General features: G+C 69.8%; 8 protein-coding genes. 2 read left to right on the forward strand and 6 right to left on the reverse strand.

Features of this window, described 5'->3' with window-relative positions:
• Positions 1-17 precede the first annotated feature (17 nt).
• On the reverse strand, positions 18-608 hold the full coding sequence (locus tag CcI156_RS01465) for a hemerythrin domain-containing protein (protein WP_011438583.1): 591 nt from the start codon (positions 606-608) through the stop codon (positions 18-20).
• A gap of 1,707 nt (positions 609-2,315) precedes the next feature.
• Here CcI156_RS01465 and CcI156_RS01470 point away from each other — a divergent pair.
• Positions 2,316-3,719, forward strand: coding sequence for a family 2B encapsulin nanocompartment shell protein (locus tag CcI156_RS01470; RefSeq protein ID WP_076804066.1), 1,404 nt, complete (start codon positions 2,316-2,318; stop codon positions 3,717-3,719).
• A 319-nt stretch (positions 3,720-4,038) separates the two neighbouring features.
• A complete protein-coding gene (locus CcI156_RS01475) occupies positions 4,039-6,303 on the forward strand; it encodes a family 2 encapsulin nanocompartment cargo protein terpene cyclase (RefSeq protein ID WP_076804067.1) in 2,265 nt (754 codons plus the stop codon).
• Here CcI156_RS01475 and CcI156_RS01480 read toward each other — a convergent pair whose 3' ends face one another.
• From CcI156_RS01480 to CcI156_RS01500, 5 genes are read right to left on the reverse strand one after another with little or no spacing between them, the layout of a single operon-like run.
• The gene (locus tag CcI156_RS01480) at positions 6,304-7,056 is read right to left on the reverse strand and encodes a SagB family peptide dehydrogenase (RefSeq protein WP_076804068.1); all 753 of its coding nucleotides are present in this window, start codon (positions 7,054-7,056) and stop codon (positions 6,304-6,306) included.
• A gap of 30 nt (positions 7,057-7,086) precedes the next feature.
• A complete protein-coding gene (locus tag CcI156_RS01485) occupies positions 7,087-8,424 on the reverse strand; it encodes a YcaO-like family protein (RefSeq protein WP_076804069.1) in 1,338 nt (445 codons plus the stop codon).
• A 9-nt stretch (positions 8,425-8,433) separates the two neighbouring features.
• On the reverse strand, positions 8,434-9,834 hold the full coding sequence (locus tag CcI156_RS01490; protein ID WP_076804070.1) for a YcaO-like family protein: 1,401 nt from the start codon (positions 9,832-9,834) through the stop codon (positions 8,434-8,436).
• On the reverse strand, positions 9,831-11,429 hold the full coding sequence (locus CcI156_RS01495) for a CocE/NonD family hydrolase (RefSeq protein WP_023840693.1): 1,599 nt from the start codon (positions 11,427-11,429) through the stop codon (positions 9,831-9,833). The genes CcI156_RS01490 and CcI156_RS01495 overlap by 4 nt, the downstream gene beginning before the upstream one ends.
• Positions 11,430-11,439: 10 nt before the next feature.
• A complete protein-coding gene (locus tag CcI156_RS01500; protein WP_011438591.1) occupies positions 11,440-12,249 on the reverse strand; it encodes a TOMM precursor leader peptide-binding protein in 810 nt (269 codons plus the stop codon).
• Between the last annotated feature and the right edge of the window lie 24 nt (positions 12,250-12,273).

Consider the following 12,273-nt stretch of genomic DNA (forward strand, 5'->3'; position numbering starts at 1 on the left):
GTGGCAGGAGCACGGCGTCAGTCCACGGCACCCCGCCGCGTCACGGCATCCCGGACATGGTCGATGACCGAGGCGATCGGACCTACCGTCCACTGCTTGGCGGTCGAACCGGCGGCTGACGGGTGCGGATGGGTGGGAGCGAACTTCTCCGCCGTCCGAAGCCGACGGCCCATGCTTTCCAGCTGCCTGGCGTCGCGGGCCGCGTGCACCCGGGGGAACTCCTCGTTTTCCTCATGCTCGGCATGGTCGACAACGGCCCGTTCGAAGTCCGCCAGCTTCGCATCGAACTCGGCGCTACCGACATCCATCTTCTCCAGCGCCAGCAGCACGCGGGTGGCCTCGTCCTCCTCGTGGTTGCGCGCCTCGGCCACCCGGCTGTCGATCTTCTTCGTAACCGGCCGCACGACCATCTCCTCGGCGGTCTCGTGCGCGGCGAGCAACGCCCGCAGCTCGTCGAACGCCCGGCGCTTGTGCTCGCCCGCCGCCGACTTCACGTCCGCGAACAGCTCGCGGATGCGGGCGTGCTGTTCGAGCAGGACTCCCACGACGTCGTCGTGGGAGAACTGCGCCGCTCGGCCGCCGTCGAACCCAGCGTCATTGATCGGCATGATGTCCTCCTCATCACGGTCCGCCCATCGAGACCTCGATGTCGGCGTGCCCCGAGACGGCACTCGAAATCGCGCGGCATCGAGGACGCCCGACCGGCGGGGCCCAACCGGCACGTTGGGCTCGTCAACCTGCCCCGGCCGGATCGGGGTACCGAGAGTGCCCCGATCCGGCCGGGGCAGCTCGCCGCCTACCGACGTCCCCAATCAGGGCCAGTACGAAGTAGCCACCTAAACGGCCCCATGAGTAGCTCATAATTCCTAGTAACCCGTCGGCGCGATGACGGTGAGTTGATGCCTGGGAGCACCTGCGCCGTCCGGTCACGCCGCACCGGTCACGCCGACCGGCGCGTACGACGGAATAACGCCGATACCCTCCCAAAGACACGTATAGTGATAATTCCTGGCGTCCAGGCTTGAGTCGAAGCTTGAACCGAAGGCGACCGGCCGAGGCATGCCCCTCGCATCGCGGGATTCGGCCGGCGCCGTTGCCGGGAGGCAATGGCTCCCTCGGTCGGCAGGACCGGCTCGATACGATGCGCCTCGGGTCGATCATCCGACCAGCCGTGCCGGGCGGACGGATACCCCTTTTCGGCCATAGCCACAGGTCCCGCAATCTCCAGGCCTTTGGCCCCGCCGGGGCCGCTGGGCCGCTGGGCCGCTGGGCCGCCGCATCCGGCGGATGATCGGACCAGGCCGCGGTTGCGGGCCCGGGACGGGCACTCGGGCCGAGGCCCTGACCAGGAGAAGCGGTCAGCGTCTACGGCGTGTCGTGAGAAGTCCGCAACCGGTCCGGATCTGCCGCGGACGGGCCGGCGCGGCAGGTCTGGACCGGGTGGGACGCCACGCGCCGTCTCCGTCCCCGTCGCCGTGACGTTTCCGGCCCACCGCAGGGGGTGAAGAAATACCCGCACGCCGCACTCGAGGGAGACGACGGCGCTCCCACCCGGGTTCCCCGGAAATTGGCTATGTTCCGCGGCGCGAACGAATATCACCGAAGGAATTTTGCGCGCGGACTCCGCGAACGCTCCGACCGCCAGCCGGACCAGATTTCGACCCGATATCACCACGGTCGGGACACGGGCGCCGATCGGCGCTTGATCCACCGGCGGACTGGATCAACCAGCGGAAAAGGAGGACGGTACTCCTGTCCGCCGCGTACCGACAGTTCGTCCGGGACACCGGGAAAACGATCGAGAAAACGCCTGGCCGCCCTTTACAGTGCGTGGTCGCCGGGCCGGGCCGAGGACTAGAGCAGGCCGGTCTGCCCGGACCAGATCTGATTGGTTCCGCAAAGTGCTTGCCGCCCGTGGGATCGATGCGGGAGGCTTCCCATGCGCGGCGAGACGACGCGCGTTCCGTTCGAGACAAGCGCAGGTCTCCTGTTGACTCGACGCCATGGGGGGGGTTACACCAACGGAGCGCCCATAGATGTCATCGCTACTCAGGGAAGGCGGGACTCACCCAGCGCAGCATCGGAACTTCGACGTCCCGCATTTCGTGTCGGTTCGATGTACCTGCGGTCGGCGGCCAGCCGCCGGGATCCGTCACGCCCGCACATTCCTATGACCGTGCACAGGCCGCGCCTTCTACATGTGCGTCGGGTCAATAGAAACCRCACTCCGGGAAAACCCCCATACCCCCAGTGTAAACCCCCACTCCCAGTGGGAAAACTGCCCCTGCGAAAACCAGAGATAGGTGGAGTCTGTCATGACCGAACCCGTGCAGGCCGGTACGGATGCCGGCGGCGAAGAGCCCCGGCTGAGTCTGAGCACGGCGGCCGCGCGCAATCTCGCGACGACCACCAAGTCCGTTCCGCAGATGCAGGAGATCACCTCCCGGTGGCTGCTGCGGATACTGCCATGGGTCCAGGCGTCCGGCGGCGTGTACCGGGTCAACCGCCGTCTGACCTACGTACTCGGGGACGGACTCCTCACGTTCACCACCACCGGATCCGAGGTCCGGGTCGTTCCGCGCGAACTCGGCGAGCTGCCCGCCCTGCGGGGCTTCGACGGCGAGGTGCTCGATGCGCTCGCGGACCGCTTCGCCCAACGGGAATTCGCTGCCGGAGACGTGCTGGTGGAGAGCGGTCAGGCCGCCGACCAGGTGTTCCTGATCGCGCACGGTAAGGTCGGCAGGTTCGGCCTCGGAGAGTACGGCGACGAGCGGGAACTCGGCGTACTCGCCGACGGCGAGTACTTCGGTGACGAGGCGCTGGTCGAGGAGGACCTGACCTGGGAGTTCACGGCCCGCGCACTCACCGGTACGACGGCCCTCGTCCTGTCGCGCCAGCAGTTCTCCGAACTCGCCGACTCCTCCGACGAGCTGCGGCGTCACCTCGACGAGTACCGGACCCGGCTCCAGCCCCCGAGCAACCGCCTGGGCGAAGCGGAGATCGCGATCGCCGCCGGGCACACCGGGGAACCGGACCTGCCGGGGACGTTCGTCGACTACGAACTGGCCCCCCGCGAGTACGAGCTCAGCGTCGCCCAGACCGTGCTACGCATCCACAGCCGGGTGGCGGACCTCTACAACGAACCRCACAACCAGCTGGAGCACCAGATCCGGCTCACCGTCGAGGCCCTGCGCGAACGCCAGGAGCACGAACTGGTGAACAACCCCGACTTCGGGCTGCTGCACAACGCCGACCTCCGTCAGCGTATTCACACCCGGAGCGGTCCGCCTACCCCGGATGATCTCGACGACCTGCTGAGCCGCCGACGCAGCACACATTTCCTGCTCGCCCACCCGCGGACCATCGCCGCGTTCGGCCGGGAATGCACCGCCCGTGGCATCTACCCGGYCACCGTCCTCCTCCACGACCAGCACGTGCCGGCCTGGCGTGGCGTTCCCCTGCTCCCGTTGAACAAGATTCCGATCAGCGGGACCGGTACCACGTCCATCCTCGCGCTGCGCACCGGTGAGGAGAACCAGGGGGTGATCGGCCTGCACCACGCCGGCCTRCCGGACGAATACGAGCCCGGYCTGTCCGTGAGATTCGCGGGTATCAGCGACAAGGCCATCATCTCGTACCTGGTGACCACGTACTACTCCGCGGCGGTGCTCGTCCCCGACGCGCTCGGTATCCTGGAGAACGTCGAGATCGGTCGGTGACACCCGGCCGCGCGAGCCGCTGGGACCACCCGGAACCCGCGGAATTACGCGGAATTACGCGAGATCACATGAGATCACATGAGATCACGCTGGGTTCCGGAAGGGTTCCGCGGGGCTCCGCGGCATCCCGGCCCGATCTCTCCCGGCCGCCCCGAACGTTCACTTCTCCGCTGCCACCTCGGCAGACCCGGTGCACCTTCCCCGGGGCCGGTTCCCCGGGGAAGGTGCACCGGTGCCGGATACGGATAAGGATCCGTATCCGGCCGACTTTCGGGGCCGGCCGTCCAGCCCGTGACCGAGAAGGGTTCACCAGCGGGTCATGCAGCCTTTCACGCTACCGGAGTTCTACGTGCCCTATCCGGCACGGCTCAATCCGAACCTGSAACAGGCCCGCGTGCACAGCAGGGCTTGGGCCGACGAGATGGAGATGATCGACTCTCCGCAGCACGGAACCGCGATCTGGACCGAGGCCGACTTCGACGCACACGACTACGCCCTGCTCTGTGCATACACCCATCCGGACTCCGTCAGCCGAAAACTCGATCTGGTCACCGACTGGTATGTCTGGGTTTTCTACTTCGACGACCACTTCCTGGAGCTGTACAAGCGGTCCCACGACATGGCCGGCGCCCGGGCCTACCTCGACCGCCTGCCCGCCTTCATGCCCGTCGACGGTGAGATCACCGAGACGCCGACCAACCCGGTGGAACGCGGACTCGCCGACCTGTGGACCCGGACCGTCCCGGAGCGTTCCGCCGACTGGCGGCGGCGGTTCGCGGTCAGCACCAAGAACCTGCTGGACGAGTCCCTGTGGGAACTAGCCAACATCAACGCCGGCAGGCTCGCCAACCCGATYGAATACGTCGAGATGCGGCGCAAGGTCGGCGGCGCGCCCTGGTCGGCGAACCTCGTCGAGCACGCCGCCGACGCCGAGGTGCCGGCCCAGGTCGCGGCGACCCGGCCGCTGCAGGTACTGCGGGACACCTTCGCCGACGCCGTGCATCTGCGCAACGACCTGTTCTCCTACCAGCGCGAGGTCGAAGAGGAGGGCGAGCTCAGCAACGGCGTGCTCGTCATCGAACGTTTCCTCGGCTGTGGAACCCAGGAGGCCGCCGACACGGTCAACGACCTGCTCACCTCGCGGCTGCACCAGTTCGAGCACACCGCGGTCACCGAACTGCCGGCGGTCCTCGAGGAGCACGGTGTCGACCCGGGGAGCCGGCTGGAGGTCCTGGCGTACGTGAAGGGTCTGCAGGACTGGCAGTCAGGGGGCCACGAATGGCACCTGCGCTCGAGCCGGTACATGAACCGGGCCGTGGCGCCTGAGAGCGGCGAGCTCAGCGGACTCCTCGGACTCACCGGTCTCGGTACCTCGGCGGCCCGGATTGTGCCGTCCCTCGTCACCACCACACCGCGCCGGATCCGCTCCTTCACGCACATCCCGCACCAGATCGTCGGGCCGCTGCGCCATCCCGACTTCTGCATGCCCTTCTCGACCGGGCAGAGYCCACATCTGGACGCCTCCCGCCGGGAAAACATCATCTGGGCCCGGGCGGTAGGGATGCTGGACCCGATTCCGGGCATCTGGGACGAACACAAACTGCGGGCGTTCGACTTCGCGCTGTGCTCGGCCGGAATCCATCCGGACGCGACCCTGCCGGAACTGAATCTGACGACGGACTGGCTCACCTGGGGGACCTACGCCGACGACTACTACCCGGTAATCTTCGGCCGCACCCGGGACATCCTCGGGGCCAAGGTGTGCAACGCCCGGCTGTCGGAGTTCATGCCGCTGGACTCCCCCGTCACCGCGGTGCCGGCCAACGCGTTGGAACGCGGTCTGGCCGACCTGTGGACGCGCACCACCGAGACCATGGCGCCAGGCGCGCGCGAGACGTTCCGCGGCACCGTCGAGGTTATGATCGACAGCTGGCTGTGGGAGCTGGCAAACCAGGCCCAGAATCGCATTCCCGACCCGATCGACTACATTGAGATGCGCCGGGCGACCTTCGGTTCGGATCTGACGATGAGCCTGGCCCGGCTGGCCCGGCTGGCCCAGGAACAGACCGTGCCACCCGAGATCTACCGCACCCGGCCGATCCAGGCCTTGGAGAACGCGGCCGCGGACTACGCCTGTCTCCTCAACGACGTCTTCTCCTATCAGAAGGAGATCCAGTTCGAGGGTGAGATCCACAACTGTGTCCTCGTCGTCGAGAACTTCCTCGACTGCGACCGGGAGCGTGCCCTCGCGGTGGTCAACGATCTGATGACCTCCCGGATACGCCAGTTCGAGCACATCGTGGCGCACGAGCTTCCGGCGCTGTTCGACAGCTTCGCCCTGGACGCGTCGGCGCGGCAGGCGCTGCTGGGCTACGCGCGGGAACTCCAGAACTGGCTGGCCGGGATCCTCCGCTGGCATGAGGGCACGCATCGGTACGAGGAGTCCGAACTGCGGTACCACCCAGCGGCGGGAGTACGGCCCTTCGGCGGCCCCACGGGCCTGGGCACCTCGTCCGCCCACGTCCGCCCACGTCCGGCCGCGGCGGCCGGCGCGGCCGGCGCGGCCGGCGATAGTGAAATGTAGTCAGCTCGCATGCCTGGTTGGCGGTCGGACCGGCTGGCGGCCGACGGGGAACACGACGGTCGGGAACATCGTGTCGGGCAGACGCAGCAACTCGGCGAGGGCCTGGTCGTCGAAGGCCGTCACGGCGCATCCGGCCAGCCCGAGTGCGGCCGCGACCAGGTAGAGGTTCTGCACGGCGATTCCCGCGTCGAGGTGCAGGGTGCGGTAATGGCGTGCCGGGTACTTCACGAGAGTCGTGTCGAGCCGGGCGACTACGACGACCGCCATGGGCGCCCGTTCGGCGAACTCGGGTTGGACCAGCACCGAACGCAACGCCGCCGTCGGCTCGCCGGACCGCAACGTCTGCAGGCAGTGGTCCTCGGCGTCGTACCGGAACACGCCGCCGGGCAGCTGCGCACCGCGCGCAATGACGAGATAGATGGACAGTGAATGCAGGCCACCTGCCGACGGCGCCATCCACATCCGGTGCTGACTGCCGTCGGGCAGTCGGACATCCCGCTGCGGACCCACCGCCCAGCGTAGGAGCGAGGAGACATTCTCGGCGGTCGGCGCCTCGGCATCGAACCGGTACCAGGACCTGCGTGCCGCGAGCACCTGGCCGAACTCGACCGGCAGGTCCGCGCGCGGTGCCGGCAGCGGAATCCGGCAGGTGGCGGCGCGCAGTCCGTCGAGCATCACCTGCCGGGTCGGCGGACCATTGAGGACCTGTTGGACCCGCCGGATACGCTCCAGCGYGGTGACGTCCTCGGCCACACTCGTCCCTTCGGTTACGTCGCTAATGCGCTAATGCGGCAGCGGGAGGTCGMGCCGGGTGGTGCCCGCCGCGGCGAGTTGCCTGGCCAGCCGGGCGCCGCCGAGGAACGGAAGGCCGACAGAGGTGTTCGAGTACAGGCCGGGGGCCAAGGTGTGCACGACCCGCATGCCGGTGGGGCGCACGTCTTCGGTGGTGACGTCGACCGATGTCACCGGGTGGCCGGCGTCGGCGAGCGTGCGCGCGAGCACCGTCGGGTCGTCGACTCCGGCGTGCCGGGCGTCCCGGTCGAGGGTCTCCCAGCCGATCGTGCCGGCGAGGGCCTCGGCGAGTTCGGCCTCCAGCCGGTCCTGCAGGCGAGAGTCGAGGAAGAGCTGGAGGTGGGTGCAGTACTCGACGACGTCCGCCAGGTCGTCTCGGCAGTCGTCGAGGTACCGTCGGTCAGCTCGCCACGGCTTGAGGGGGCTGTGCGGGTTGCGTGCGGCGCGCATGTAGGGGCCGTCGGGGTCGTCGAGGTCGGCGACGAACATCTGCAGCTGGAAGGCTTCGGCAAGGGCCTTGCGCAGCGCCGGCGTGGTGGTGGTCCGGCACGCTGCTCCCATGGTCAGGTAGCCGGTCGCCGTGTCGTGCACCAGGGCGCCGACGACGACGAGGCCGAACTCGTTCGGGAATTCGACGAACCGGGTCGTCATGCTTCCGTACGCGCCCATGGCAAGCTGCGCGATCCAGGGGGGCGGGGTGATGGCCCGCAGCGGCCGGCGGCCGTGCCAGGCCATGGTCAGCGTGTCACGTTCGATCATCTGGCAGATCGCCGACCATTGCGCCGAGCGCTGGTCCATACCGGCGGCCAGGCCGGCGCTGAGGACCGGGCTGAGGTAGGGGAACCCGCGGGCCTGGGCCTGGTGGGCGTAGGACACCCAGACGAGCTGCGCGGGTACCCAGACGGGGGTGCCAGCAAGCAGGTCGGTGCCGGACGTCCATTCCAGCTCGAGATCCTCGCGGTACTCGGTGAACGGGAAGTAGGGCCCGGCGTACTGGGCGGGTGAGTACAGCACTACCGAGCGCGGGTCAAGCACGGTGGCGCGGTCCGCCGTGAGCTCTTTGTGGGTGGCGCGGCGCAGTCCGGCGGGGACGAGGTTCCCGCAGTAGCGTTCGACGGCCTCGCCGACGGCGGGCCCGAGGGCGGCGTCGTCGTCGAGCAGGGCGTAGCCGGCTCCGGCGAAGTCACTGGCCCAGGCGGAGAACCTGGTGGTGTCGGAGAGAACGGCGGTGTACATGGTGAATTCGGGCGGCAGGGTGGCGGGAATGGCGTTGCGTTCGATCCGGCGGATGATCCCGGTTCGGGGGGCGAGGATCGCGGCGAGGTCCATGGGTGCTCCTCAGACGTGCGGGATCGGGTACGGATAAAGGGCGTCTTCGGTGATMTTTCCGGCAGCCAGGCCCAGCTGGGCGGGTACGTCGTAGAGCCGCTCGCCGCCGAGGAACGGGAAGGCCGCGGGCGGGTTGCCGTAGAGCCCGGGGACGATGACCCGCACGACGGTGAGGCCGGCCGCCCGCACGTCCGGGGTGGTGACGTCCACTGACACGGCGGACAGGCCCTGCGTCGCGAGCATGTCGAGGTAGCGTCGATGGGCTGTGCCCCCGTTGGCGTCCCCGTCGGCCCGGGGGATGTCGGCGAGCCGGGTGGTGCGGGTGTCGTCGCGGAGCCGGTCGAGGGGCCGGCCCTGCATTCGTGGATCCAGATAGAGCTGGGCGACCGCGGGCAGGTCGACGAGGTCGCGGAAATCCGGCCGGATGTCATCCGCGTACCGCCGGTCGGCGCGGTAGGGCAGGTACGTGTGCGGGGGTATCTCGCCGCGGGCGACGGCTCGCCAGTGCGCGCTGTCACCGTCCGCGAGCTCGGCGGTCAGTTCCAGCATGGCGAAGGCTTCGACGAGCGCCTTCGTCGCCGCTTCCCGCGGGTCCGCCCGGCATGCCGTGCCGTACGCGATCAGCCCCCGTCCCGGTTCTTCAAGGAARGCGGCGAGCACCGGAACCGGGAACTGGCTTGGCACCTGGAACAACCGGATGGTGCGACCGGTGCCCTCTCCGTGGGCGATGTCGTGCCGGTCGAGGAGCTCAGCCGCATCGGCGACGGCCCAGCCGGCGGCGCCGCTGGCCCACCAGATGGTGTTCGCGTCGCGTTCGAAGAGYTCTTCCAACGCAAAACGCTCGGCGTGCTCACGGTTCTCGCCAGTGGCGATGCCGGCGTACAGCATGGCGTGGGTGGCCACCTCGTCGGCGTGCGCGCCGCGGAAGTAGTTCAGGTAGGCCATCGACGCGGGCACCAGCACCGGACCCCCGGCGTACAGGTCGCGGCCGGGCACCCAGGCCACCGGTGTCTGGCGGGTGAAGGGCCGGAAGGGGAACCCGCGGGCGCGGTACTGCCGGTCGGAATAGAGCGCCAGGGTCGCCGGGTCGAGAGCCGGCCGCCCGGCCCTGGCGAGATCGTCGTAGCAGGCGATCTCCAGGGCGTCGGGAACGGCGTTGCCGCAGTACCGTTCCACGGCCTCCCCGACCGCGGCACGGCGCGCCCGGTCGTGATCGCCCAGGGCGGCACCGAAGCCAAACCGCTCGGCCGACCAGGTGGCGAACGCACGGGTGTCGGCGKCACGGGCGCTCCAGCCGACCCAGCAACGCGGCATGGCGGGGCTCGGCTGGTAGGGAACGATCTGGGTGAGGACGCCGAGTCGGCGGTCGACGAGACGCCGTTCGGCCGGCGCGGGGGTGGTTGATCTCACGGGTGCTCCAGCACGGGCAGGTCGACCCGGCAGCCGCGGGTTGGACCGGTGTGGATGGTCTGGGTGGCGATCCGGGTGGCGCTGGTGGTGTACCGGTCCTGGCCGGTGTTGGGGGTGCGGGCCAGCCGCGGGAAGTCGCTGCTGGTGACCTGCAGCTCCAGCCGGCTGCCGGGGTGGAGCAGCAGGGCCGTGGCGCCGAGCGGGATCGACACCGTGGCCGCGCCGGGCCCGACGGCAGCGGCGCCGCTGGTGACCTCCAAGGCCCGGCCGTCACCGAGCCGCTCCACCAGCCGGACTATCCAGTCGGTGCCGGGGCCCGTGGTGTCTGCGGCCATCGTGACGGTGGGTGCGCCGACGATGGCAGTCGGCGTCGTCAGTGGCGGGGTCCGGAATGCCACGGCGTCGGCGCGGGCGTCCAGGGGGGCACGGTCGCAGTCCCGCGGGAGGCTGGGGAAGGGGTCGAGCGGGTCGTAGGTGAACCGGTGCTCGGCGGGCCGCTCGGGCGGGTTCGGCAGGAGTGACCCGTCAGCGCTGGCCTGCAGGCCCAGGGTGGCGGTGGACGCCGGCCACCGATCCAGCCAGCGTCCGCCCTCGACGAGGAACACCTTGGTGATCGACGCATCCCGGCCGGCCAGCACGTCAAAGATCCACGCGACCTGGAGGCGTCCCAGCGGCAGTTGCGAGGCGGGCCCGTGCTCCCGCCCACCCGCCGAGCTGGAAGCGGGGGTCGACAGCTCGTGCCCCCACGGCCCGATCACCAGGCCCCGGGCGGGCCTGTTCGGAGCGCGGTCGCGGCCCGCGGTTTCCCACTGCCACAGCGTCTGTGGCAGGAAGAGATCGTACCAGCCGCCGATGTGCAGGGACGGCAGCGAGCAGCGGGCCAGTTCCTGCGTGCTGATGCCCTCCCCGAGGTCGTCGCCAGTACGGTCATGCGGTGCCGGGCTGTCGCCGGTCGTCAACGGAGCCGGGGCTGACAGAGCCGGGGCTATGGCGCTCCACCAGCGTGGCACCCGTGCCCAGAGGTGCCGGCCGAGGTCAGCTACCGGCAGGTGCCGCAGCAGGTCCGGCTCACAGCCCAGCATCTGCGCGGACAGCCCGTTCCTGCTGGTGCGGCTCTCGGCGTGCTCGGCCCACCAGCCGGCGTACTCGGCCAGCCGCAGGATCCCCGACGGGTCCACGTTGGCGGGCCGCAGACCCGCGGCGGGTACCTCGCTGATCACTGCGCGCACGAGCTCGGGAACGGTGACGGCGGCTGCCCACGCGGTGAACGAGCCGTAGGAGGCTCCGGCGAGGATCACGTTCCCATCGCACCAGGGCTGGCGGTGGACCCATTCGACCAACGCCCGGCCATCGGCGCGCTCCCCTTGATACGGGGTCCAGGTTCCGCCCGACCCATAGCGCCCCCGCACGTCCTGGGCAACGTAGGCCAGTCCGTTCCGCGCCCACCCGACGCCGTTTGCCAGCAGCGAACCGCGACCGTACGGGGTGCGAGTGACCACCGCCGGGGCGGGTAGCCGGTCGGGACGGTAGACGTCGGTCGCCAGCAGGACGCCGTCCGCCGCCGGTACGGCCTGGTTCGCGTCGATGGCGTGCATGCCCCGGCGCCTAGACCGGGTTGACCGCGAGGTTGGGAAGAGGAAGCACCGGATGCCGGCTGATCGACGCCGTGGTCGGATCGACGACGAGCTGGTGCCCCTCGCTGGGCACGGTGCTTCCCGCCGCCAGCGCCCGCAGGTCGGCGGCGAGCAGCCCCGCCAGCACCGCGGTGGCTGCCGGGGTGAACGGTGCCGGCGGCTTGACCGCGTCGGAATCGAGGTAAGCCCAGTGGGCGATCAGCTCGTCGGGGAGAGCGGCCGCGGCGAGCCGACGTCCTCTGGTGTCCCGGTAGCACGCCGTACGGCCCGGCATCGACAGGGGTCCCACGACGAACGTGTCGCCCTCGGCGTAGCAGCCGTGCCATGGCGTGTGGTGCGCCGCGCACCACTGATCGAGCCGGCACCAGTGCGAGTCCGGCAGCCACCGGGCGCAGCTGACGACGGCGTCCGAGCCGGCTACCGCGGCCTCGTCCGCCGGGCCCACGGTGCACTCGACGTCATCGATGATGTCGCCCAGGAGTTCGGTGAGCTTCCCGACGACCGGACTGTCGCCGTCGAGGTGCACCTTCCAGCCAGCCGGAACGGTCCCCGCACGCCCCGGGCCGACGAACACGCCGCGATCGGTGAGCGCGGCGGTCATGCGCTCGACGGCGGGTCGGTCCGCATCGGGCAGGGGCAGCTGGGTGGCCCCGGCCGCGACGTTCCGCACGAGGGCGAGCAGGCGGTCCTCGCCGCCAATTCGGACGAAGACGTCCCCGGGGGCGCTGTAACGCCAACTCCCGTCGGCGGCCCGGTAGAGATGGTGGCCAGGAGAGAACACGTCGGCTTTCCTCATCGGGTGTGT

Source organism: Frankia sp. CcI156 (assembly GCF_001983015.1).
Classification (GTDB): Bacteria; Actinomycetota; Actinomycetes; order Frankiales; family Frankiaceae; genus Frankia; species Frankia casuarinae.